Here is a 22,077-nt window from a genome sequence, read left to right on the forward strand (position 1 = left end):
CGCCACAAGGAGCATAACTCTCCCAAATAGGGTGTAAATGATCCGGGCGGCGACACGATCCGGGCCACGAGCAAGATAGAGGCCATGCAGACACATCCGAACGTGCAGGCGGTGCAGGACGCGTTGAACACCGCCGACGCCCGGGACGGCTCCGGTGCCAGCTGCCGGGTGCGGCTGCTGCCGGACGCGGTGCACACCGCCGCCGCGGCGGCCGCCGCCCTCGACATCGAGGTGGGGCAGATCGCCAACTCGTTGATCTTCGATGCCGATGGTGAGCCGCTGCTGGTGCTCACCTCGGGCGCACACCGGGTGGACACCGCGAAGGTCGCCGCCGACCTCGGCGTCGGCGCGCTGCGCCGGGCCACCCCCGAGTTCGTCCGGGAACACACCGGGCAGCCGATCGGCGGGGTCGCGCCGCTGGGCCACCCCAAGCCGGTCCGCACCCTGGTCGACGTCGCCCTGGAGCAGTACCCGGAGATCTGGGCGGCCGGCGGCGTACCCCGGGCGGTCTTCCCGACCACCTACGCCGAACTGCTACGCATCACCGCCGGCACCGCCGCCGAGGTGGCGTGAACGACCCCGCCGACCACGCGGCCCCGGTGCCCGAGCTGGTCACGCTGCACGTCTGGCGGGTCCCCCGGCGACGGCTGCCGCGCGTGCTGGCCCGGATGGCCGTCGACGCCCGCCGGCTGCGGCGCGTCGACGGCGTACGGTTCGCCAAACTGCTCGGCACCGGAACCGGCACCGGCTTCGGACCCACCGACGTCGACCCCACCCGGTGGGCGGTGCTGGTGGTCTGGGACGACCCGGCGGCGGCGGCCGGGTTCGACACCTCGCCGGTCGGGCGGTCGTGGCGACGGATCGCCGCCGCCCGGGTCCGCGTCGACCTGCGGCCGTTGCACAGCCGGGGCCGCTGGTCCGGCGTCGCCCCGTTCGGTGAGCCGGGCGGCGGGCAGCCCGGTGCCGGGCGACCGGTGCTGGCGTTGACCCGGGCGCGGCTGCGACCGGCGAAGGCGGTCACCTTCTGGCGGGCGGTGCCGCCGGTCGCCGCCGCCCTGGCCGACGCCGACGGGCTGCACTGCCGGTTCGGCGTCGGCGAGGCACCGCTCGGCTGGCAGGGCACCGTCAGCGTGTGGCGGGACACGGCGGATCTGACCCGGTTCGCGTACCGTCACCCGCAGCACCGGGCGGCCATCACCCGGACCCCGGTGACACAGTGGTACGCCGAGGAGCTCTTCGCCCGGTTCGAGGTGCTCGGTGTCACCGGCGACCGGGCCGTGCTGGGCTGGGCCGGAGAGGACCGGGCCGGAGAGGACGAGGATGGGACATGCGGTGCTGGCGGCGGATGAGAGGCGGACCCCGATGAGGCTGGTGCCGTGGCTGCCGGACGACCTGCTGCGGCGGCTCGACGACGTGGTCACCGTGTACGGCGAGGCGATGAACTACCGGGCCGAGCTGCTGGAGGTACGCCGCGGCTACATCGCCACCCACGTCCGGCGCCCCGGATTCCGGGCGGTCGCCACCCTCACCGCCGAAGGCGCACTCGCCGGGTTCGGCTACGGCTACCGGTCGGCCGCCGGGCAGTGGTGGCACGACCAGGTACGCGGCGCGCTGCCGAAATCCGCCCGCAGCACCTGGCTCACCGACTGCTTCGAAGTGGTGGAGCTGCACGTGCACCCGCAGGCGCAGGGGCACGGGCTCGGCGCCCACCAGCTGCGTACCCTGCTCGGGATGGCTGCTGGCGCGACCACCCTGCTGTCCACCCCGGAGGCCGACGAGCAGCGGTCCCGGGCCTGGCGGTTGTACCGGCGATTCGGCTACGTCGACGTGCTGCGCAACTTCCACTTCCCCGGCGACGAGCGGGCCTTCGCGGTGCTCGGCCGTACCCTGCCGCTGCCCCACCCGCAGGCCGCACCGGCTGCGGGGGCCGGGCCGTCGACGGACCCGGCGCCGCAGCGGTCATGAGCGCCCGACGGGTGCTGCCCTGGTCGTTGCTGGCGCTGCTGGTGCTGGCCCAGATCGGCTACCCGCTGACCGGCGGCGGCACCCGGGCCGGGTTGACCGTCGCCACCGTGGTGATCGGCTTCGTCCTGTCGGTCGGCCACGCGTGGCTGACCAGGGGGCCGCGCAGCGCCGCCGCGCTGCTGCTGGTCACCACCGGCGGCGGGCTGGCGGTCGAAGCCTGCGGGGTGGCGACCGGGTTCCCGTTCGGCGGCTACGACTACGCCGGCACGCTCGGGCCGAAGCTGCTCGGCGTACCGGTGGTCATCCCGCTGGCCTGGACCTGGATGGCCTGGCCGGCGTGGCTGGTCGCGGTGCGGTTGGTCCGCCCGACGGTGGCCCGGATCGCCGTCGGCGCTGTCGCGCTGGCCGCCTGGGACCTCTTCCTCGACCCACAGATGGTCGCCGAGGGCCACTGGACCTGGCTGGACACCGACCCGGCGCTGCCCGGGGTGCCGGACGTCCCGATCGGCAACTACCTGGGCTGGCTGGCCGTGGCGGCGGTGATGATGACGCTGCTGCGGCTCACCGCCGGGGTCGACGCCCGCCGGGCCGATGGGCAAACGGACGCCCCGATGTACACGCTCTACCTGTGGACGTACGCGTCAAGTCTGCTCGCCCACGCGGTGTTCCTCGGACTGCCCGCCTCGGCCGGCTGGGGCGGGCTCGGCATGGGGCTGGTGGCGGTGCCGTTCGCGGTGACACTGATCCGCTCGCGACGGGCGACATGACCGGGTGGACTGCGGCGATGGCGGGCGAGACGACCTGGTGGACGGCGGCTGCGACGGGTGCGCTCGGCATCGTCGCGGTGCTGCTGGCGCTGACCGCGGCGACGCTGGTCAACACGCTGCGCTGGCTGCGCCGGCCCGGCCCGGCGGCACCGGTGACCGAACCGGTGTCGATCCTGCTGCCACTTCGCGACGAGGCCGACCGGGTGGCGCCGTGCCTGCGGGCGCTGCTCGCCCAGCGGCAGTTGACCGACTGGCGGATCGTGGTGCTCGACGACGGGTCGACCGACGGCACCGCCGAGGTGGTCGCCGAGGTGGCCGGCGACGATCCCCGGGTACGGCTGATCACCGGCGTGCCGCTGCCGCCCGGCTGGCTGGGCAAGCCGCACGCCTGCCAGCAGCTCGCCGACGCGGTCCCTGACGCGCCGGCCGGGGTGCTGGTCTTCGTGGACGCCGACGTGGTCCTCGCCCCCGGGGCGGTGGCCGCCGCCGTCGGCACCCTGCGGTCGGTGCCGGCGCAACTGCTCAGCCCGTACCCACGGATCGTCGCCGGGTCGGTCGGCGAGCGACTGGTCCAACCGCTGCTGCAGTGGAGCTGGCTGACGTTCCTGCCGCTGCGCGCGATGGAACGCTCGCCGCGTACCTCGCTGGCCGCCGCCGGTGGCCAGTTCCTGCTGATCGACCGGGACGCGTACCGGCGGGCCGGCGGGCACGCCGCCGTGCGGGACCAGGTGCTGGAGGACATCGGGCTGGCCCGCGCGGTGAAGCGGGCCGGTGGACGGATCGCCCTGGCCGACGGTTCGGCGTTGGCGACCTGCCGGATGTACGGGTCCTGGCGGGAGCTGTCCGCCGGCTACACCAAGTCGCTGTGGGCGTCGCTGCCGTCGCCGGCCGGCGCGGCCGCCGTCGTGGCCGGACTGTTGACGTTGTACGCGGCCCCGCCGGTGCTCGGCGTCGTCGGGCTGGCCGGGCTGGCAGCGGGGGCCGGTCCGGCGGCGGCGGTGCTGGTCACGGCCGGTGCCGTCGGGTACGGGCTCGGGGTGGCCGGGCGGACGCTCACCGCCCGGGCCACCGGCGGCCGGGCGATGCCGGACGGATTGGCACATCCGGTCTCGGTCGCGCTGCTCGGCTGGCTCGTGATCCGGTCCTACTATCTGCGCAAGCGGCGGCGCCTCGCCTGGCGCGGTCGCCCGGTGGCCCTGCCCTGACCGGAACTGCTGCGAGGAGGAGCACCGATGAGCCGGGTGGTGGTGATCGGCGCCGGGGTCGGCGGGTTGGCCGCCGCGATCCGGCTGGCCCACGGTGGGCACGACGTCACCGTCGTCGAACAGGCCGACACCGTCGGCGGGAAGCTGGCCCGCTGGACCCGGCAGACCCCCGACGGTGCGTTCAGCTTCGACACCGGGCCGAGCCTGCTGACCCTGCCGCAGGTCTTCGCCGACCTGTTCGACGACACCGGCGAGCCGCTGGAGAAGGTCCTCGACCTGGTCGAGCTGGATCCGATCGTGCGGCACCGGTTCCCGGCCGGGCCCGGTGGGCCGGCGGGGCGGCTCGACCCGCGCTGGGTCGACCCGTGCTGGCTCGACTCGTGCGCCGACCCGGCGGCGTTCACCGAACGGATCGCGGTGGCCTTCGGCGACGGGGCCGCCGACGACTGGCAGCGGGTGTGGCGGCGGGCCCGACGGATCTGGGACGCCTCCTGGCGGGACGTGCTGCGCCGGGAGGTCGGCTCGCCGCTGGCGATGGCGCGGATGGCGTACCGGCTCGGCGACCTGGCGGCGGTCGCGCCCGGCCGCAGCCTGCGCGGGGTGCTGCGTCGCGAGGTCCGCGACCCGCGACTGCGGACCCTGCTGGAGCGGTACGCCACCTACACCGGCGCGGACCCACGGCGGGCCCCGGCGGCGCTGCTCGCCGTGCCCTACGCCGAGTTGACCTTCGGCGGCTGGTACGTGCGGGGCGGGCTGGGTGCGCTCGCCGACGCGCTGCTGTCCCGCTGCCTGGACCTCGGTGTGGTGGTGCGCACCGGGTCCACGGTCACCGCGATCGACGCGGCCGGCGGCCGGGTGCACGGCGTCCGGGTGGCCGGTGAGGCCCGTCCGGTGCCGGCCGACGTGGTGGTGGCCAACGTGGACGCGTCGCGGGTCTACCGGGAGTTGCTGCCGCACGCCCGGCGGCTGACCCGACTGGCCGACCGCAGCCTCGGCGGTTTCGTGCTGCTGCTCGGGGTACGCGGCCGGACCCCGGAGCTGGCCCACCACACGGTGTTCTTCCCGCGTGACTACGACGCCGAGTTCGACGCGGTGTTCGGTGACCCGGGGCGGGGTCGGCCGGCCCGGCCGGCCACCGACCCGACGATCTTCGTAACGGTCGCCGACGATCCGGCTGCCCGGCCGGACGGTCACGAGGCGTGGTTCGTGCTGGTCAACGCGGCCCGGCAGGACCTGTCGCTGGCCGGGGTGGACTGGCGCCGGCCGGGTCTGGCCGACGCGTACGCCGATCAGGTGCTGCGGGTGCTGGCCGACCGGGGGGTGGACGTGCGGGACCGGCTGCTGTTCCGCGAGGTGCGTACGCCGGCGGACCTGGCCGCGGCGACCGGCACGCCGGGCGGGTCGATCTACGGTACGGCCGGCGGGCTGCTGCGGCCGGCGAACCGGGCACCGGCGGCCGGACTGTTCCTGGTCGGCGGGTCGGTACATCCCGGCGGCGGGCTGCCGATGGTGACCCTGTCGGCGCAGATCGTCGCCGACCGGATCGGCCCGGCCAGCCGGTAGCCCCGGGGCCGGGTCAGGCCAGGGCGCGGCGGACCGGGTCAGGCCAGGGCGCGGCGGACCGCGGTGAACAGTTGGCTGAGCCCGAACAGGCCGAGCAGCACCCAGACCGAGGTGGCCAGGGTGAGCACCCCGGCGGCGAGGTCCGGCGCGATCAGCGCGGCGGCGCCGGCCAGCAGCAGGCCGACCAGCGCGATGCTGACCCGGGTCGGTCGCTCCCCGACTGTCACCGCACCGATCTCCCGCATGCCGGCCGCCGCCGCCCGGGCCCGCAGGTACTCGTGCAGCCAGGACAGCGTGCCGGCGGCGACGACCAGCGGGCCGGGGGCGCCGGCCAGCCAGAAACCGAGCAGCCAGAACGCCTCACCCGCCCGGTCGGCGAGCGAGTCGTAGACGTAGCCCAGCCGGGTGGTCCGGCCGGTGACCACGGCCAACGCGCCGTCGACGGTGTCGGCGACCGCAGCCAGCAGCACCAGGCCGGCGGCGGCGAGCAGACCGGGACCGCCGCGCGGGGCGAGCACCGGCACCCCGAGGCAGAGCAGCACTCCGGCGGCGGTGACCGCAGTCGGGCCGACCTTGGCCCGGCCGAGCAGGTCGGCGACGGCGTGCGCGGCGCGCAGCCAGTACCGCACCACCGGGGTGGCGGTGCGGGGGTCGAAACCGCCGTGCAGCCGTGCCCAGGTGACGGCGTAGTCCTGCCAGTTGAGCCGGGTCTCCACGACAGCTCAACCGCTGCGGGACGGCTCGGGTGGCGGGCCGGTCACGCCCGGGTGCCGGCAGCGACGTTGAGCCACACCTCACGGGTGGCCGTCGACCGGTTCATGGTGATGAAGTGCAGACCCGGCACGCCCTCGTCGATCAGCCGCTGGCAGAGCTGGTTGGCCTGGTCGATGCCGAGCCGGCGGACCGCGTCGGCGTCGTCGGCGACCTGGGCGAACTGGGCGGCCAGCGCCGGCGGGAACGGGGCCCCGGACAGCTGCTCGGAGCGCTCGATGGTGGCCAGCTTGGTGACCGGCATCACACCGGGCAGGATCGGGGTGTCGCAGCCGGCCGCCGCGACCCGGTCCCGCAGCCGCAGGTAGTCGTCGGCGTCGAAGACCATCTGGGTGATCGCGAAATCGGCGCCGGCCCGGCATTTGCGGATGAAGTACCGGGTGTCGGTGGCGATGTCCGGCGAGCGCGGGTGTTTGTACGGGAAGGCGGCCACGCCGACGCTGAAGTCGCCTGACTCGCGGACCAGCCGGACCAGGTCCTCGGCGTAGCGCACACCCTGCGGGTGGGCGACCCACTCCCCGGTCGGGTCGCCGGGCGGGTCGCCCCGCACGGCGAGCACGTTGCGCACCCCGGCACCGGCCAGCCGGCCGATGACGTTGCGCAGCTCGGCGACCGAATGGTCGACGGCGGTCAGGTGCGCCATCGGCAGCAGGGTCGTCTCGGTGGCGATCCGTTCGGTGAGGTCGACCGTGGTGTCCCGGGTGGTGCCGCCGGCGCCGTAGGTGATCGACACGAACGACGGCCGCAGCGGCTCCAGCTCGCGGATCGCCTGCCAGAGCAGCTGCTCGCCGGCGGGGGTCTTGGGCGGGAAGAACTCGAACGAGAAGGTCGGCTGGCCGGCGCGGATCAGCTCCCCGATCGACGGCTGCGAGCCGGGGAGTACGGACGGTAGACCGAGAGCCACGTAGCCGACTGTACCGGGTGGCCTGCGGGCAGCGCATCGACCAGCCGATAGCGTCAGGGAGTGGCAGACAGCATCACGGTCGCGCCGACCGACCGGGCAGACCTGCGTCGACGTGTCGACCGGGCGTTGGCCGACTTCCTCCAGGGCCGACGACGCTGGCTGGGCGACGTCGACGAGGCGCTGCTGCCGGTGGCCGCGGCGATCGAGGACTTCGTGCTCGGCGGCGGCAAACGGCTGCGGCCGGCATTCGGCTACTGGGGCTACCGGGGAGCCGGCGGCGGCGACTCACCCGAGGTGGTCGCGGCCCTGGCTGCACTGGAGTTCGTGCAGGCCAGCGCCCTGATTCACGACGATCTGATGGACGGTTCGGACACCCGTCGCGGCGAGCCGTCGATTCATCGACGGTTCGCCGCGCACCATCGGCGCAGCGGGTGGCGCGGCCCGGCGGACGGCTTCGGTGCCTCGGCGGCGGTGCTGCTGGGCGATCTGTGCCTGACCTGGTCCGACGAGCTGCTGCACGGTGCCGGACTGACCGACGGGATGCTGCGCCGGGCCCGGCCGGTCTTCGACGAGATGCGCACCGAGGTCACCGTCGGGCAGTACCTGGACGTGCTCACCCAGTTCACCGGTGACACCTCGGTACACCGGGCCACCAAGGTGGCCCGGCTCAAGTCGGCGAAGTACACCGTGGAGCGGCCGCTGCTGCTGGGCGCGGCGTTGGCCGACGCGCCGACCGCCGTCGCCGCCGGCTACTCCGGGTACGGGCTGCCGCTCGGGGAGGCGTTCCAGCTGCGCGACGACGTACTCGGGGTCTTCGGTGACCCGGCGCTCACCGGCAAGCCGGCCGGCGACGACCTGCGGGAGGGCAAACGTACCTTCCTGGTGGCGTCGGCGTACCGGACGACGTCGCCGGCCGGCCGGGCGTTGCTGGACGACCGGCTCGGTGATCCGGCGCTCGACGCCGACGGGATCGAGCGGCTGCGCGAGGTGATCGTGGCCAGTGGTGCGTTGGCCGTCACCGAGGCGCGGATCACCGAGCTGACCGAGCGGGCGTTGACCGCGTTGGCGCCGGTGCCGGTCGAGCCCGAGGCCGGGCAGGTGCTCCGGGAGCTGGCGGTGGCGGCGACCACCCGTACCGGCTGACCGCCGCCCACCCCAGAACGGCTCAGCTCAGCCGGTAACTGTTGGCGAAGTTGTTCGGGCTGCAGACGTTGAGCTGGCTGCGTACCTGGTCGTAGCTGAACCCGGTCGGCACCCGGCAGGCCCACATCCCGACCACCGGCACCCGGATCCGGTAGCTGTTGGCGAAGTTGTTCGGGCTGCACGTGTTGAGCCGGCTGGTCACCAGGTCGTAGGTGTACCCGGACGGGACGGTGCAGGTGGAGATGTTGTCCCGGGGCAGCCGCAGCCGGTAGCTGTTGGCGAAGTTGTTCGGGCTGCATTCGTTGAGCCGGCTGACCACCAGATCGTAGGTGTACCCGGCCGGCACCGAGCAGGCGTAGGTGCCGTCCAGGTTCTGGCCGACCGTCCAACTGAAGGCGGTCGCGGCGGTCCGGTTGGCGGCGTCGCGGGCGGTCACCGTCACGCTGTACGTCCGGACGGTCGTCGGCGTTCCCGAGATCAGCCCGGTCGAGGAGCTGATCGACAGCCCGGCCGGCAGCCCGGTCGCCGACCAGGTGTACGGCGCGGTCCCGCCGGAGGCGGTCATCCGCAGGCTGACCGCGACACCCCGCAGGGTGTTCTGGGCGCCCGGGTTGTCGACGGCCGGCGTGCCCGGCGTACCGCCGCCGGTGTTGACGAACAGCAGCCGGTTCGGCGAGCCGCTCCCCGCGTTGGTGATCTTGTTGGGGGTGGCGATGGTGGACATCGCGGTCGCGACCTGGGCGGGGGTCAGGTTCGGGCTGGCGCCCAGCAGCAGCGCCGCACCGCCGGCGACGTGCGGTGCCGCCATCGACGTGCCGCTGATGGTGTTCGTGGCGGTGTTGCCGGTGTGCCAGGCCGAGGTGATGCTGACCCCGGGAGCGAAGATGTCGGTGCAGCTTCCGTAGTTGGAGAAGGAGGCCCGGGCGTCGTTGCTGGCGCTGGCGTTGACGGTGATCGCCTGGCTGACCCGGGCCGGGGTGAAGTTGCAGGCGTTGGAGCTGGAGTTGCCGGAGGCGATCGCGTAGACCACGCCGTCGGCGATGGAGTTGCGTACCGCGTTCTCCAGGGTGGTGTTGCTGCCCTGGCCGCCCAGGCTCATGTTGGCCACCGCCGGGCCGGAGGTGTGGTGGCCGGTCACCCAGTCGACCCCGGCCGTCACCGCGGCGAACGAGCCGCTGCCCCCGCAGTCGAGCACCTTCACGGCGACCAGGCGGACCGCCTTGGCCACCCCGTACGAGGTGCCGCCGACGGTGCCGGCGACATGGGTGCCGTGCCCGTTGCAGTCGGAGTTGCTGCCGCCCACGGTGTTGACGCCCCACACCGCCCGGCCGCCGAAGTCGTTGTGCGTGGTGCGGATGCCGGTGTCGATGATGTACGCGGTGACACCGGACGCGGTGTTCGGGTAAGTGTAGACGTTGTCCAGTGGCAGATTCCGCTGGTCGATCCGGTTCAGGCCCCAGGACGGCGGGTTGGTCTGGGTGGCGGTGGTGCGCACCTCGCCGTTCTGCTCGACGTAGGCCACGTCGGGGTGCGCGGCCAGCCGGCGGGCGGCCCGCTCGCTGAACCGGCCGGCGAAGCCGCGCAGCGCGTGCCGGTAGGTGTAGTCGACGCGGGCACCGTACCGGCCGGCCAACGTGCTGGTGAGTTCGTCCACGCGACGGGCGGACGCGTCACGGTCGGCGAAGACGACCAGGTAGCTGTCCTTGATGGCGGTCGGGTTGGCGGTGCCGAGGATCTCACCTGCGGCCTGCGCGGGTGCGGCGGCGACGGTGCTGAACGCCAGCAGCGCCGCCAGGGCCGCACCGACGGCGGCGAGCCGCCCGCCGCGAACATGTCGAACCTTTCCCATGACAGATTTCTCCCCTTCGGGCAGAACAGAACGGGGGTATAGGTAGGTTCGCGCGACCGTGGTACGGACACTAAACGATCAGATGACGCAGATCAATGCATCACATCACGACGAATTTTGCCGTAAACAAATCGGTGCGAATTCATAGCAGTTTCTGGTCAATGCTCGTCTCCAGGGGCGGCTGCGGACTGGCTCGCCCGGCGCCGCCGCAGCCGGGCGAGCAGCCAGTCGCCCTCGCCGGCGACCGGGGTGCGCTGCACGCCGCGTCGCCCGAGCCACATCCACACCGACAGGGTGAACAGCACCATCGCGAAGCCGAACAGCAGGTCCTCGACCGGGGCGTACGCGATCCGCAGCCCGACGATGGCCGCCGGGTCGTAGCGCACGATGTCGCGGCCGGTCAGGATCCCGTTGGAGAGCAACTGGAAACCGACGATGATCGGGTAGGTCGCCCAGAAGACCGCCCGCAGCACCAGCCGGGTGCGCAGCACCACGAGGTCGACCAGCACGGCGGCCACCACCCCGAGCAGCGCGGCGACGGTGTAGCTCACCGGACCCGCCGCCGGCCGGCATCGGCCCCGTCGCCGGCCCGACTGCGGTCGGCCTCGTCGCCCGCCGGCCGGTGGTCGGCCTCGTCGCCGGCCGACCAGCGGTCGTCGGGCCGGCGTGGGCGGCCGGGCGGGGTGCGCACCGCGCGGACCGCCTCGAACCCCAGCACCGTGCAGATCGGCACGACCACGAAGAACAGCAGCTCGTCCAGTGGCAGCTGGCCGGGCAGCAGCACCCCGGTCGTCTGGGCGGGGTCGAAACTCCAGTGCCCGGCGGCGATCGCGGCCAGGTCCCAGGCCACGAAGACCACCACCACCACCAGCAGGGTCAGGGACAGCCGCCGCCAGCGGCGGAGCACGTTGACCCGCAGCACCGGCTCCAGCCAGATCGCGGCGAACAGGCAGCCGGCCAGCACCGCCAGGTAGCTGAGCTGACCCATGCCGGTCAGAAACCCTCGGCCTGTGCCCGACGTTTCACCTCGCGGGCGCGGTCCCCGCCGAGCGCAGTCGCGGGCGTGCCGGGCAGCGAATCGTCCGGCCGGTACAGCCAGCCCAGCATCTCCTCGTCGGAGAAGCCGGCGTCGTGCAGCAGGGTCAGGATGCCGGGCAGGTGCTTGCGTACGGTGTGGTTGGCCACCAGTTCGGCCGGCACCCGGCGGACCCCGTCGCGCCGGACCGCGAGCAGCTCCCGGTCCCGGATCATCTGGTGGACCTTGCTGATCGTCACGTCGAGGCGTTCGGCGACATCGGGCAAGGTCAGCCAACCGGCCGGCTCGCCGACGGTCACCGGCCCGGTCCCACTGGAGGCCGGCGGCGCTGAGGTCGAGGCGGGATCTGTCACGTCACCACCCTGCCACGCACCGGCCCCGCCGGCACCATTGACCCCGTCCTGACGCGCCAGGTGAGCCCGTCCGGTTGCACCGCGACGGGTCGCCGTTCGGCGGGCCGGGGCGGGTTGCCAGTTGGTTGCCGTGCGCTGCCGGCAGGTAACGGTTTGGCCCGGTTCGGCGGACCCGGCCTGATCGGAGTTCTACCCTCCCCCTGCGGCCGCATAGACTGCCTGCCGATGGACACACAGGTCGCCGACTCGCTGCTGGGCTCGTTGATCGACGGGCGGTACCGGATCCGTGCCCGGGTGGCGCGGGGTGGCATGGCGACCGTGTACACGGCGACCGACGAACGGCTCGAGCGCACCGTCGCGCTGAAGATCATCCATCCGACCCAGCTCAACGACGTGCAGGGCCGCGATGCCGGGTTCCTCGACCGGTTCACCGACGAGGCCAAGACCATCGCCCGGCTGACCCACCCCAACGTGGTCGCCGTCTACGACCAGGGCACCCACCTCGGGCTGCCGTACCTGGTGATGGAGTACGTCCGGGGCCGGACGCTGCGCGACGTGCTGGCCGAGCGACGGCGGCTCAACCCGGGCGAGGCGCTGGCGATCCTGGAGCAGATGCTGGCGGCGATCGGTGCCGCCCACCGGGCCGGCCTGGTGCACCGCGACGTCAAGCCCGAGAACGTGCTGGTGGCCGAGGCACCGACCGGCGGCGCCGGGAACCTGATCGACAGCGTCGTGAAGGTCGCCGACTTCGGCCTGGCCCAGGCGGTGCAGGCCAGCGCCGAGGCGGGCGGCGGACAGTTGATGGCCACCGTGGCGTACGTGGCACCGGAGCTCGTCACCCAGGGCCGGGCCGATCCGCGTACCGACGTCTACTCGGCGGGCATCGTGCTGTTCGAGATGCTGACCGGCCGGGTGCCCTACGACGGCGACCGCCCGGCGGAGGTCGCCTGGCAGCACGTCGACCAGGACGTGCCCCCGCCGTCGCAGTCGGTGCCGGGTGTCCCGGCGATGGTCGACGACCTGGTCGTCCGGGCCACCCGCCGGGATCCGGGTCAGCGCCCCACCGACGCCGGGGCGCTGCTGTCCGACGTCCAGGTGGTCCGCGACGATCTCGGCAACGCGAGCGCCAACACGGCGGTGCTGCGCCAACTGGCGCAGCCCACGATGGCGGTCTCGCCGGTGCCGGAGGCCGAGCGCCCGTCCTGGGCCCGACTGCCGGAGCCGAAGGACCGACGGGACCGGTCGGCACCGCGCCGCCGGGCCGCCTCCAGCACCGTGGTCCGCTCGGCGGCCGCCGGTGGGCCTCCGGTGATGGCCAGCGGCGGGGCCGAACCGGCGCCCGGCCGGCGGCGGGGCGCCGAGCGGAGTCGGGCGAAGAGCACCGAGCAGCCCGGCGGCGCAGGTGCCGGCGGGCTGCGGGACCGGCTGGCGGAGGATCCGCGGGCCCGGCTGGCGGCGATCGCCGGGGCGCTGGTGTTCCTGCTGCTGCTCGGGGTCGGCGGCTGGTGGCTCGGGGCCGGCCGGTACACCGTCGCACCCAGCATGGTCGGCCTCGACCAGGCGCAGGCGCAGGCGCTGGCCGCGCAGCGCGGCCTCACGATCAGCGTCGCCGACCCCCGGCACGACGAGAACGTCGCCCGGGATCTGGTGCTGGCCCAGGATCCGCCCAGCAACGGCCGGATCGTCCGCGGCGGCGAGATCACCCTGACCTTCTCCCTCGGCCCCGAGCGCTACGCAGTGCCGGATGTGGTCGGCAAGACGCTCGACCTGGCCCGGGTCGACCTGGAGAAGGCTCAGCTGGTGTTGGAGCAGGCGGCCGACCGGTACGACGACAACCTGCCCGCCGGTGTGGTGGCCGCCGTCGACCCGCCGGTCGGCACCGAGGTGCAGGCCGGCGACGTGGTGAAGGTGACGGTCAGCAAGGGCCGGGCCCCGATCACCGTGCCCAACGTGGTGGGGCTCAACGTCGACGAGGCCCGGCGGATGCTGGAGGAGCTCAAGCTCGAGCCGCTGGTCGCCTCCGAGGAGTCGGACAAGCCGAAGGACCAGGTCATCGGCCAGGAGCCGGCGGACGGCGCCGGGGTGGAAGAGGGTACGGAGATCAAGCTCAGGGTGAGCGAGGGCCCGCCGGCGGTCGTGGTGCCGAGGATGATCGACCGGCCCTGCCAGGAGGCGCTGGCCGAACTGCAGGGCCTGGGCTTCCCGGTCCGGGTCGACTTCAACCCCAACGGCACGGTCCGCTACCAGACCCCGAACGACGGTTCCGAGGTGCCACCGGGCACCGAGATCGTGATCGGCTGCCTCTGAGATGCCGGTCGACGGTTCCGCCGGGCACCGGCCGGTCGGCTCGCACACGCCCACCTCGGGCGGGCTGGCCCGAGCCGCGCTGCCGTACGCCGACGCGGCCGCCTCCGAGGTGGTGCAGGTGTACGTCGGCAACTCGCGCGGCTGGGCGATGCCCGACGGCGACCCGGCCCAGGACGTGGCGTTCCGCGACGGCTGCGCCGAGCGTGGGCTGCGCGCGTACATTCACGCCTCGCTGCTGGTGAACCTCGGCTCGCCGACGACCGCCACGGTGGAACGCTCCGCCGCGACCCTGGCGCACGCGCTGCGCCGGGGCCGGGCGATCGGCGCCGAGGCGGTCGTCTTCCACGCCGGCAGCGCCGTCGACGACGGCTACGCCGACACCGCGATGCGTCAGGTACGTGAGGCGCTGCTGCCGTTGCTGGACGCCGCCGAGGCCGCCGGCGGACCGATGCTGCTGGTGGAGCCGAGCGCCGGCGGCGGCCGGTCACTGGCGTCCCGGGTCGAGCACCTGCGGCCGTACCTCGCCGCGGTGGACTGGCATCCCCGGATGGGGGTCTGCTTCGACACCTGCCACGCGTGGGCCGCCGGGCACGACGTGGCCGGCCCGGGTGGCATGACCGCGACGATCGACGCGCTGGTCGACGCCGTCGGGGCGGACCGGCTGCGGCTGGTGCACGCCAACGACTCCCGCGACGGTTGCGGGTCCACCCGGGACCGGCACGAGACGATCGGCGCGGGCATGATCGGCGAGGCGGCGTTCGCCGAGTTGATGCGGCATCCGGCCACCGCCGGCGTGCCGGTGCTGGTGGAGACGCCGAGCGAGAAGCACGTCGGGCACGCCGCCGACATCGCCACGCTGCGTCGCCTGGCCGAGGTGGCGGACGGCCCGGCCGGGCTGGTGGCCGTCCGCCAACCGTCGTCAGCACGCTGACCCGAGGTCAGGTGCGAAGCTTGCGGTATGCCCGCGCGGCGAGCGGGGCGAAGATCGCGGTGATCAGCAGCGGCCAGCCGATCGCGAGCCACACCGCGCCGTTGACCAGCGGACCGTCGGTGACCCCGGTCGGGCTACCGAAGAGTTGCCGGGCGGCGGTGGCGGTGGCCGACAGCGGGTTCCAGGCGGCGATCGTGCCGAGCCAACCGGGCATGGTCTGCGCGGACACGATCGCGGTGGAGAGGAAGCCGACCGGCCAGACCAGGACCTGCACGGCCATCGTCGCACCCTCGCCGCGCAGCAGCAGGCCCAGGTAGATGCCGAGCCACAGTACGGCGAAGCGCAGCCACAGCAGCAGCGCGACGGCCAGCGCGACGGCCGCCGGGTCGGCGTCGATCCGCCAGCCGACGGCCAGTCCGCCGCAGATCAGCACGAGCAGTTCGACCGCCGAGTTGGACAGGTCGGCACCGACCCGGCCCAGGGACACCGCAGCGCCGCCGATCGGCATCGAACGGAACCGGTCGGTGATGCCTTTGCGAGCGTCCTGTGCCATCGCGATGCTGGTCGCCTCGACGCCGAACATCATGGTCAGGGCGAGCATCCCCGGCAGCAGGAAGGCCAGGTAGTCGCCGCCGCCGGGGACGGTGATCGCCCCGCCGAACAGGAACCCGAAGACCAGCAGCAGCATGATCGTGAAGAGCAGGTTGAAGATCGGGGTCCAGGGTTGGCGTGCCCAGTGGGCCAGGTCCCGTTGGGTGATGATCCATCCGGCGCGCAGGGTCGTCACCGTCCGGCCTCCTTGTCGGTCAGCGCGAGAAACACCTCGTCGAGGGTCGGGCGGCGCAGTTGCAGGTCCTCTGGGGTGATTCCCAGGTCGTCGAGGGTGCGCACGACGGCTGCCAGCGTGGTGACGACGGCACCGACCTCGACGGTCACCCGGCGGGCGTCGGCGTCGACGGTCACCGGCGCGCCGACCGCACTGCGCAGTCGATCCGCGAGTGGCTCGAGCGGTTCGCCCGCGGCCAGGGCGAGGCTGACCCGGTCGCCGCCGATCTGGCGCTTCAACGCGTCCGGGGTACCGCTGGCGGCGATCCGGCCGTGGTGCAGCACGGTGATCCCGGTGGCCAGTTGGTCCGCCTCGTCGAGGTACTGGGTGGTCAGCAGTACCGTGGTGCCCTGCTCGGCGACGCCCCGGACGCTGCGCCACACCTCGTTGCGGGCGCGGGGGTCCAGGCCGGTGGTCGGCTCGTCGAGGAACAGCACCGCCGGTGCGACGATCATTCCAGCGGCGATGTCCAGCCGGCGACGCATGCCGCCGGAGTAGGTGGCCACCGCCCGGTCGGCGGCGGCGGTGAGGTCGAACTGGGCGAGCAGCGTGTCGGCGCGCCGCCGGGCGTCGATCTTGCTGAGCCCGTAGAGCCGGCCGAACATCACCAGGTTCTGCCGGCCGCCGAGGATTTCGTCGACGGCGGGGTGCTGACCCACCACGCCGATCCGTTCGCGGACCCGTCGGGCCTGGGTGCGTACGTCGAGTCCGGCTACCCGCACCGTACCGGCGTCGAAGTCGATCAGGGTGGCCATGGCCTTGACGGCGGTGCTCTTGCCGGCGCCGTTGGGACCGAGCAGACCGTGGATGCTACCGGCGGGGACCTGCAGGTCCACCCCATCGAGGGCGGGCAGGTCGGCGTACCGCTTGCGGAGGCCGTGGGCTGTCAGGGCGTGTTCCGTCGTCACTCGCGCTCCTAACTCCGTACGGGTTACGGAATATATCGCCGCAACACCGTACACCACACGGGATACCCTTCGCACATGGCTGATCAGGACGTCGACCGCACCCTGACGCTGCTCTGGCGCCGCGTCCTGGGCACTCCACAGGGCTCCCGTGGGCCGAAACAGCGGGTCAGCGTGGACGACGTGATACGGGCGGCGATCCAGGTGGCCGACGATGTGGGCCTGGCCGCCTTCTCCCTGCGCAAGGTGGCGGACCGACTCGGTCTTAAATTGATGTCTATCTACACCTACGTACCGGGCCGGGCCGAGCTGATCGGCCTGATGGTGGACGAGGTGATGGGCGAGCGGGAGCTGCCGCCGCACTCCGGCGACCTGCGCCAGCGCCTGCACTCGGTGGCCCGCCACCAGTGGGACGAGGCGCACCGTCACCCGTGGCTGCTGCAGGTCGACAACAGCCGACCGTGGATCGGCCCGAACGGATCCGATCGCTACGAGTGGCAGCTCGCCGCGATCGAGGACGCCGGATTCACCGACCTGGAGATGGACCAGGTCGTCACCCTGATCAGCGGATTCACCGCCAGCGCCGCCCGGGCCTCGATCGAGGCGCGACATGCCGTGGCCAGCTCTGGAATCACCGACGCCCAGTGGTGGGAGATCAACGCGCCGATCCTGGAGCGGGTCATGCCCCCCGACGCCTACCCGATCTCGTCGCGGGTCGGCACCGCCGCCGGCCAGGAGTACAACGCGATCGGCGACCCGCACCGGTCGTTCCTGTTCGGGCTCGACCGGATCATCGACGGGCTGCAGCGCCTACTTGAGCGCTAGCGACGCAGAACGGCGGCGAGCACCTCGCCCGCCCGGTCCACCGCCGCGTCGTCGACGTCCAGGTGGGTGACCAGCCGGGCGGCGGTCGGCCCGAGCACCGACACCAGCACCCCGCCGGCCCGGGCCGCCTCGGCCAACGCCGGCGCGTCCAACGGGGTCTTGGTCAGGTCGAGACCGACGATGTTGCTGCGCACCTGGTCCGGGCAGACCACACCGTACGGCTCCAGTGTCCGCGCCAGTCGGGCCGCCCGCACATGGTCGTCGGCGATCCGGTGCACGTGGTGCGCCAGGGCGTACCGCCCGGCGGCGGCGAGCACCCCGGCCTGACGCATCCCGCCGCCCATCCGTTTACGCAGGACGCGGGCGGCCGCGACCCGTTCGGCGCTGCCGACCAGCACCGAGCCGGCCGGCGCGCCGAGCCCTTTGGACAGGCAGACCGAGACGGTGTCGAACATCGCGCCGTACTCGGCCAACGGCACACCGTCGGCGACGTGCGCGTGCCAGATCCGGGCACCGTCGCAGTGCAGCGCCACCCCGGCGTCGGCGGTGACCGCCCGCAGCCCACGCAGCACGTCCAGCCCGATGATCTGCCCGCCGGAGCGGTTGTGGGTCTGCTCGACGGCGACCGCCCGGGTCGGCACCGCGCCGTACCCGGCCGGCCGGATCATCGCCGCGACCAGGTCCGGGTCCGGGTCACCGCCGGCGGCGGGCCAGGTCCGTGAGGAGATCCCGCCGTACGCGGCGGCGGCACCGACCTCGTAGGTGACCACGTGTGCGTCGGCGTCGCAGAGCAACTCGCCGCCGGGCGGCACCAGGGTCTGCAGGGCGACCTGGTTGGCCATCGAGCCGGTCGGAGCGAACAGCGCCGCCTCGTGGCCGAACATCGCGGCGACCTCGGATTCCAGCGCGTTGACCGTCGGGTCCTCGCCGTACACGTCGTCGCCGACCTCGGCCGCAGCCATCGCCGCCCGCATCCCCGGCGTCGGTCGGGTGACGGTGTCCGACCGCAGGTCGACCACCGGCCGGACGGCGCTGCCGGCCGGCGCCGGCTCAGCCACGGAGCATCTCCGCGACCAGGAAGGCCAGCTCCAGGGACTGCTGGGTGTTGAGCCGCGGGTCGCAGGCGGTCTCGTACCGGTCCGGCAGGTGGATGTCCTCGATCGCCTGGGCGCCGCCGAGGCACTCGGTGACGTCCTCGCCGGTCAGCTCGACGTGCAGACCGCCGGGGTGGGTCTGCAGGCCCCGGTGCACCTCGAAGTAGCCGAGCACCTCGTCGACGATGCGGTCGAAGTGGCGGGTCTTGTAGCCGTTGGACGACTCGTGGGTGTTGCCGTGCATCGGGTCGCACTGCCACACCACCCGGGCGCCAGCGGCGGTGACCTTCTCCACGATCGGCGGCAGCGCGTCGCGGACCTTGTGGTTGCCCATCCGGCTGATCAGCGTGAGCCGGCCGGGAATGTTGTCGGGGTTGAGTTTCTCGCACAGCTCGAGGGCCTGCTCGGGACTGGTGCCGGGGCCGAGCTTGACGCCGATCGGGTTGGCGATGCGGGAGATGAAGTCGATGTGCGCGCCGTCGATCTGCCGGGTCCGCTCGCCGACCCACAGGAAGTGCCCGGACAGTCCGTAGGGGCGGTCACCGGAGATCCGGGTCAACGCCCGGTCGTACTCCAGCGCGAGCGCCTCGTGCGAGCAGTAGAGGGTGACGGTCCGCAACGCCTCGTCGTCGGTCATCCCGCAGGCCTGGATGAACGCCAGCGCCCGGTCGATCTCCCGGGCGATCGCCTCGTAGCGTTCGCCGGCCGGGGACCGCTTGACGAAGCCCTTGTTCCAGTCGTGCACCGCGTGCAGGTCGGCCAGCCCACCGGCGAGGTAGGCGCGGAGCATGTTCATCGCGGCGGCGGAGTTGGCGTACGCCCGGATCATCCGCTGCGGGTCGGCGACCCGGGCCTGCGCCGTGGTGTCCAGCGAGTTGATCATGTCGCCGCGGTAGGCGGGCAATCCGAGCGCGTCGGTCGGCGACGAGCGGGGCTTGGTGTACTGACCGGCGACCCGGGCCACCTTGACCACCGGCAGCGACGCGCCGTACGTCAGCACCACCGCCATCTGCAGGATGGTGCGGGCGTTGGCCAGCAGATGGCTCTCGGTGTTGTCGGTGAAGGTCTCGGCGCAGTCGCCGCCCTGCAGCAGGAAGGCCTTGCCGTCACAGACCAGCGCCAGCCGCTCCCGCAACTGGTCGACCTCGTACGGGGCGACCACCGACGGGACGTTGCCCAGCACCTGGCACACCTCGTCAACCGCGGCAGGATCCGGCCAGGGCGGTGTCTGTGCCCGGGGCAGGCCGCGCCACCGGTCCAGCCCGAACGCCTCGTCCTCGACCGAGTCGGCGGCGGGACGGCTGGTCTGCAGGCCCGGGTGCCCGACCGACGGGTAGCTCAACTGATGCCATTCTTGGCCCATGGCCAAAGCCTAGTCCGGCGGTGCGGCGGCGGACCCGCCGGCCGGGGCGGTACCCGGCGCACCTGCCGGAGCGGCATCGACGTCGACGTCACCCGGACCGGTGTCGCCGGGCTGGTCTGGCGTCGCGGTCTCGTCGTGGATGCACCAGCCGCCGTCGCCGCTGCCGGCCGGCGTCACGGTGAACACGAGACTGACCCGGAGCGTCTCCGACCCGGCCCGGAGCGTGGTGGATCCGACGGCAGCGGTGACGGTGGCGGTGACCTCGTGGCCGACCGGGACCGGCCGGGAAGCCACGATCTCCGCCCGCTCCACCATCAACGACTCGGCGAAGTCGCCGTTGGGGCCGGTGGCGCTCGCGTCGAAGATGTCCTGCGTCGCGGCGCAGAGCTGGGCGCGCCCTTTGTCGAGGTCCTTGGCGACCATCGCGTCGAGGTAGTCCTGCACGAGCCGCCGGGACTCTTCGGCACCAACGGACACGTCCGTCCCGGTCGGTCCCGGTTGTGGTTGCGGGCTGACAGTGCAGCCGGTGGCCGTCGATGTCAGCAGGGCCAGGGCGCCGACGGCCATGCCGCGGGCTGGTAGCGCCCGGGTCCGCATCCGCAGCGCGCTGGTCCGCATCCCGTTCCTCCCGTACCGCTGGCCGACGTGGCCGCTGGCCGACGTGGCCGCTGGCCGCCACCACCAGCCGCCGAGTCTACGACCGGGCTGGCAGTAACTGATCCGTCGAGGGATTGACATGCCGTCGACACAGTCGTAGCTTCCTTGTCGAATCGCTTCGTCGAAGCGTTTCGACACCGAATTCGGCTCCCCCTCCACCGATCAGCCGCGTTTCGAGACCCCGCCGCCAGCGGGCAGCCTCACCGCGGTCCGTGACCTTCACCCGACCCCTGTCCCCGTGGCGGCGCCTGCACCGCGCCGCCCCTGCGGCACACCCGCGAGGAGGCTGGAAATGTTCCGTCAACAGAGAACAAGCACCCGCACCCTGATAGCCGCCGTACTCACCGCCACCGCCCTGACCCTGTCGGCCTGCGGCGCCGATTCCGACGACAGCGGCGACGGCAGCACCCTGCGCCTGTGGCACTACGAAGGCGCCAACAGCGCCATGGGCATCGCCTGGGCCGAAGCCATCAAGCAGTTCGAGGCCAGCCATCCCGGCGTCACCGTGGTCTACGAGGAGAAGGGCTTCGAGCAGATCCGGCAGAACGCCGGCATGATCCTCAACTCCGACCAGGGACCGGACATCCTGGAGTACAACAAGGGCAACGCCACCGCCGGCCTGCTGTCCAAGCAAGGGCTGCTCACCGACCTCAGCGACGTGGTGGCCGAACGCGGCTGGGACGAGATGATCTCGCCGAGCGTCGCCACCACCTGCCGGTACGACGCCAACGGGGTGATGGGTGGCGACACCTGGTACGGCATCCCCAACTACGGCGAATTCGTGATGGTCTACTACAACAAGGACATGTTCGCCGAGTACGACCTGTCGGTGCCCACCACCTTCGCCGAGTTCGAGGGCGTCCTGGACACCTTCGTCGACAACGGCGTCACCCCGATCTCGGTCGGCGGCGCCGAGTACCCGGCCCAGCAGATCCTCTACGAGTTGGCGTTGACCCAGGCCGACCGGTCCTTCGTCGACGACTTCCAGCTCTACGCCAACCCGGTCGACTTCCACGGTCCGGAGTTCAGCTACGCGGCCACCACGTTCGCCGAGTGGGTCGACAAGGGCTACATCGGCGCCGACTCCGCCGGCATCAAGGCCGAGGACATGGGCGTCGCCTTCACCCAGGGCAGCTTCCCGATCATGATCTCCGGCAGCTGGTGGTACGGCCGGATGAGCGACGAGATCACCGACTTCGAGTGGGGCACCTTCCTCTTCCCTGGCAGCGACCTGCACCCCGGCTCCGGCGGAAACATCTGGGTGGTGCCGAGCAACGCCAAGAACAAGGACCTCGCCTACGACTTCATCGACATCACCATGCAGCCGGACATCCAGAACCTGCTCGGTGAGTCCGGCGGGGTGCCGCTGGCCGCGGACCCGGCCGCGATCACCAACCCGAAGGCCAAGGAGCTGATCGAGAACTTCAACACGCTCAACGACTCCGACGGGCTGGCCTTCTACCCGGACTGGCCGGCACCGGGCTACTACGACGTCCTGGTCGCCGGGGTCCAGCAGCTGATCAACGGCAGCAAGTCGCCGGACGAGGTGCTCGACGAGATCGCCAAGCCGTACAACGACAACCTGGCCAGCATCGGCGAGTGAGCGACGACCG

22 protein-coding genes are annotated in these 22,077 nt (G+C 72.7%); 11 read left to right on the forward strand and 11 right to left on the reverse strand.

All coding sequences use genetic code 11. From position 1 onward, the window contains the following. Positions 1 to 84 precede the first annotated feature (84 nt). Genes ACN27J_RS09865 through ACN27J_RS09890 form a run of 6 tightly spaced genes read left to right on the forward strand, consistent with a single transcriptional unit; the run spans position 85 to position 5,500 of the window. On the forward strand, positions 85 to 573 hold the full coding sequence (locus ACN27J_RS09865; protein ID WP_421365348.1) for a YbaK/EbsC family protein: 489 nt from the start codon (positions 85 to 87) through the stop codon (positions 571 to 573). Beyond that, positions 570 to 1,349 (forward strand): monooxygenase, encoded by a 780-nt coding sequence (locus tag ACN27J_RS09870; RefSeq protein ID WP_421365350.1) that lies wholly within the window; start codon positions 570 to 572, stop codon positions 1,347 to 1,349. The genes ACN27J_RS09865 and ACN27J_RS09870 overlap by 4 nt, the downstream gene beginning before the upstream one ends. 13 nt (positions 1,350 to 1,362) lie before the next feature. After that, a complete protein-coding gene (locus ACN27J_RS09875; protein WP_421365352.1) occupies positions 1,363 to 1,965 on the forward strand; it encodes a GNAT family N-acetyltransferase in 603 nt (200 codons plus the stop codon). Then, positions 1,962 to 2,732: a carotenoid biosynthesis protein gene (locus ACN27J_RS09880; protein WP_421365354.1), complete on the forward strand. Its 771-nt coding sequence runs from the start codon at positions 1,962 to 1,964 to the stop codon at positions 2,730 to 2,732. Before ACN27J_RS09875 ends, ACN27J_RS09880 begins: the two co-directional genes overlap by 4 nt. A gap of 17 nt (positions 2,733 to 2,749) precedes the next feature. Further along, positions 2,750 to 3,937 carry a glycosyltransferase gene (locus ACN27J_RS09885; RefSeq protein ID WP_421372174.1) on the forward strand — a complete coding sequence of 396 codons (1,188 nt, stop codon included), beginning with the start codon at positions 2,750 to 2,752 and terminating at the stop codon, positions 3,935 to 3,937. Positions 3,938 to 3,964: 27 nt separating this feature from the next. Beyond that, positions 3,965 to 5,500 (forward strand): phytoene desaturase family protein, encoded by a 1,536-nt coding sequence (locus ACN27J_RS09890; RefSeq protein WP_421365356.1) that lies wholly within the window; start codon positions 3,965 to 3,967, stop codon positions 5,498 to 5,500. Positions 5,501 to 5,538: 38 nt separating this feature from the next. Here the strand turns inward: ACN27J_RS09890 and ACN27J_RS09895 are convergent, their stop codons facing one another. After that, a complete protein-coding gene (locus ACN27J_RS09895; protein ID WP_278170301.1) occupies positions 5,539 to 6,216 on the reverse strand; it encodes a CDP-alcohol phosphatidyltransferase family protein in 678 nt (225 codons plus the stop codon). Positions 6,217 to 6,257: 41 nt separating this feature from the next. After that, on the reverse strand, positions 6,258 to 7,175 hold the full coding sequence (metF, locus tag ACN27J_RS09900) for a methylenetetrahydrofolate reductase [NAD(P)H] (RefSeq protein WP_421365358.1): 918 nt from the start codon (positions 7,173 to 7,175) through the stop codon (positions 6,258 to 6,260). Between the two features lie 60 nt (positions 7,176 to 7,235). Between metF and ACN27J_RS09905 the strand changes: the two genes are divergently transcribed. Continuing rightward, positions 7,236 to 8,318 carry a polyprenyl synthetase family protein gene (locus ACN27J_RS09905; RefSeq protein ID WP_421365360.1) on the forward strand — a complete coding sequence of 361 codons (1,083 nt, stop codon included), beginning with the start codon at positions 7,236 to 7,238 and terminating at the stop codon, positions 8,316 to 8,318. A gap of 22 nt (positions 8,319 to 8,340) precedes the next feature. On the opposite strand, the gene ACN27J_RS09910 is transcribed toward ACN27J_RS09905, so the two are convergent. From ACN27J_RS09910 to ACN27J_RS09925, 4 genes are all read right to left on the reverse strand, one after another. Further along, positions 8,341 to 10,167, reverse strand: coding sequence for a S8 family peptidase (locus ACN27J_RS09910; RefSeq protein ID WP_421365362.1), 1,827 nt, complete (start codon positions 10,165 to 10,167; stop codon positions 8,341 to 8,343). Positions 10,168 to 10,325: 158 nt separating this feature from the next. Beyond that, positions 10,326 to 10,718: a lycopene cyclase domain-containing protein gene (locus tag ACN27J_RS09915; protein ID WP_421365363.1), complete on the reverse strand. Its 393-nt coding sequence runs from the start codon at positions 10,716 to 10,718 to the stop codon at positions 10,326 to 10,328. After that, on the reverse strand, positions 10,715 to 11,155 hold the full coding sequence (locus ACN27J_RS09920; protein ID WP_421365365.1) for a lycopene cyclase domain-containing protein: 441 nt from the start codon (positions 11,153 to 11,155) through the stop codon (positions 10,715 to 10,717). The genes ACN27J_RS09915 and ACN27J_RS09920 overlap by 4 nt, the downstream gene beginning before the upstream one ends. A 5-nt stretch (positions 11,156 to 11,160) precedes the next feature. After that, positions 11,161 to 11,502, reverse strand: coding sequence for an Rv2175c family DNA-binding protein (locus ACN27J_RS09925; RefSeq protein ID WP_278174562.1), 342 nt, complete (start codon positions 11,500 to 11,502; stop codon positions 11,161 to 11,163). Between the two features lie 279 nt (positions 11,503 to 11,781). On the opposite strand from ACN27J_RS09925, the gene pknB reads away from it, so the two are divergent. Together pknB and ACN27J_RS09935 are read left to right on the forward strand one after the other, a co-directional pair. Beyond that, entirely contained in the window at positions 11,782 to 13,863 is a 2,082-nt protein-coding gene (pknB, locus tag ACN27J_RS09930) for a Stk1 family PASTA domain-containing Ser/Thr kinase (protein ID WP_421365367.1), read from the forward strand. Between the two features lies 1 nt (position 13,864). Continuing rightward, the gene (locus ACN27J_RS09935) at positions 13,865 to 14,794 is read left to right on the forward strand and encodes a deoxyribonuclease IV (RefSeq protein WP_278170310.1); all 930 of its coding nucleotides are present in this window, start codon (positions 13,865 to 13,867) and stop codon (positions 14,792 to 14,794) included. A gap of 7 nt (positions 14,795 to 14,801) precedes the next feature. On the opposite strand, the gene ACN27J_RS09940 is transcribed toward ACN27J_RS09935, so the two are convergent. Both ACN27J_RS09940 and ACN27J_RS09945 read right to left on the reverse strand, forming a co-directional pair. After that, complete coding sequence (locus tag ACN27J_RS09940) at positions 14,802 to 15,581, reverse strand: ABC transporter permease (protein WP_421365371.1); 780 nt, start codon at positions 15,579 to 15,581, stop codon at positions 14,802 to 14,804. Then, complete coding sequence (locus tag ACN27J_RS09945; RefSeq protein ID WP_421365372.1) at positions 15,578 to 16,528, reverse strand: ATP-binding cassette domain-containing protein; 951 nt, start codon at positions 16,526 to 16,528, stop codon at positions 15,578 to 15,580. The genes ACN27J_RS09940 and ACN27J_RS09945 overlap by 4 nt, the downstream gene beginning before the upstream one ends. A 75-nt stretch (positions 16,529 to 16,603) precedes the next feature. On the opposite strand from ACN27J_RS09945, the gene ACN27J_RS09950 reads away from it, so the two are divergent. Next, positions 16,604 to 17,350, forward strand: a complete 747-nt coding sequence (locus ACN27J_RS09950; protein ID WP_421365374.1) for a TetR/AcrR family transcriptional regulator — start codon at positions 16,604 to 16,606, stop codon at positions 17,348 to 17,350. On the opposite strand, the gene ACN27J_RS09955 is transcribed toward ACN27J_RS09950, so the two are convergent. From ACN27J_RS09955 to ACN27J_RS09965, 3 genes are read right to left on the reverse strand one after another with little or no spacing between them, the layout of a single operon-like run. Further along, entirely contained in the window at positions 17,347 to 18,369 is a 1,023-nt protein-coding gene (locus tag ACN27J_RS09955) for a threonine aldolase family protein (RefSeq protein WP_421372176.1), read from the reverse strand. The two genes, ACN27J_RS09950 and ACN27J_RS09955, sit on opposite strands and share 4 nt — an antisense overlap. Positions 18,370 to 18,400: 31 nt before the next feature. After that, complete coding sequence (locus ACN27J_RS09960; protein WP_421365376.1) at positions 18,401 to 19,807, reverse strand: class II 3-deoxy-7-phosphoheptulonate synthase; 1,407 nt, start codon at positions 19,805 to 19,807, stop codon at positions 18,401 to 18,403. Between the two features lie 9 nt (positions 19,808 to 19,816). Further along, positions 19,817 to 20,425: a hypothetical protein gene (locus tag ACN27J_RS09965; protein ID WP_421365378.1), complete on the reverse strand. Its 609-nt coding sequence runs from the start codon at positions 20,423 to 20,425 to the stop codon at positions 19,817 to 19,819. Positions 20,426 to 20,756: 331 nt separating this feature from the next. Here ACN27J_RS09965 and ACN27J_RS09970 point away from each other — a divergent pair, with 331 nt between their 5' ends. Then, a complete protein-coding gene (locus tag ACN27J_RS09970) occupies positions 20,757 to 22,067 on the forward strand; it encodes an ABC transporter substrate-binding protein (protein ID WP_421365379.1) in 1,311 nt (436 codons plus the stop codon). The last annotated feature ends 10 nt before the right edge of the window (positions 22,068 to 22,077 follow it).

The organism is Solwaraspora sp. WMMB762, from assembly GCF_049179115.1.
Taxonomy (GTDB): Bacteria; Actinomycetota; Actinomycetes; order Mycobacteriales; family Micromonosporaceae; genus Micromonospora_E.

Bases quoted from the DNA above. Each gene is read 5' to 3' on its own strand.
- pknB (WP_421365367.1), top strand. From the start codon at position 11,782: ATGGACACACAGGTCGCCGACTCGCTGCTGGGCTCGTTGATCGACGGG.
- ACN27J_RS09890 (WP_421365356.1), top strand. From the start codon at position 3,965: ATGAGCCGGGTGGTGGTGATCGGCGCCGGGGTCGGCGGGTTGGCCGCC.
- ACN27J_RS09910 (WP_421365362.1), bottom strand. From the start codon at position 10,167: ATGGGAAAGGTTCGACATGTTCGCGGCGGGCGGCTCGCCGCCGTCGGT.
- ACN27J_RS09885 (WP_421372174.1), top strand. From the start codon at position 2,750: ATGGCGGGCGAGACGACCTGGTGGACGGCGGCTGCGACGGGTGCGCTC.
- ACN27J_RS09960 (WP_421365376.1), bottom strand. From the start codon at position 19,807: ATGGGCCAAGAATGGCATCAGTTGAGCTACCCGTCGGTCGGGCACCCG.
- ACN27J_RS09920 (WP_421365365.1), bottom strand. From the start codon at position 11,155: ATGGGTCAGCTCAGCTACCTGGCGGTGCTGGCCGGCTGCCTGTTCGCC.
- ACN27J_RS09965 (WP_421365378.1), bottom strand. From the start codon at position 20,425: ATGCGGACCAGCGCGCTGCGGATGCGGACCCGGGCGCTACCAGCCCGC.
- ACN27J_RS09950 (WP_421365374.1), top strand. From the start codon at position 16,604: ATGGCTGATCAGGACGTCGACCGCACCCTGACGCTGCTCTGGCGCCGC.
- ACN27J_RS09865 (WP_421365348.1), top strand. From the start codon at position 85: ATGCAGACACATCCGAACGTGCAGGCGGTGCAGGACGCGTTGAACACC.
- ACN27J_RS09875 (WP_421365352.1), top strand. From the start codon at position 1,363: ATGAGGCTGGTGCCGTGGCTGCCGGACGACCTGCTGCGGCGGCTCGAC.
- ACN27J_RS09935 (WP_278170310.1), top strand. From the start codon at position 13,865: ATGCCGGTCGACGGTTCCGCCGGGCACCGGCCGGTCGGCTCGCACACG.
- ACN27J_RS09880 (WP_421365354.1), top strand. From the start codon at position 1,962: ATGAGCGCCCGACGGGTGCTGCCCTGGTCGTTGCTGGCGCTGCTGGTG.
- ACN27J_RS09970 (WP_421365379.1), top strand. From the start codon at position 20,757: ATGTTCCGTCAACAGAGAACAAGCACCCGCACCCTGATAGCCGCCGTA.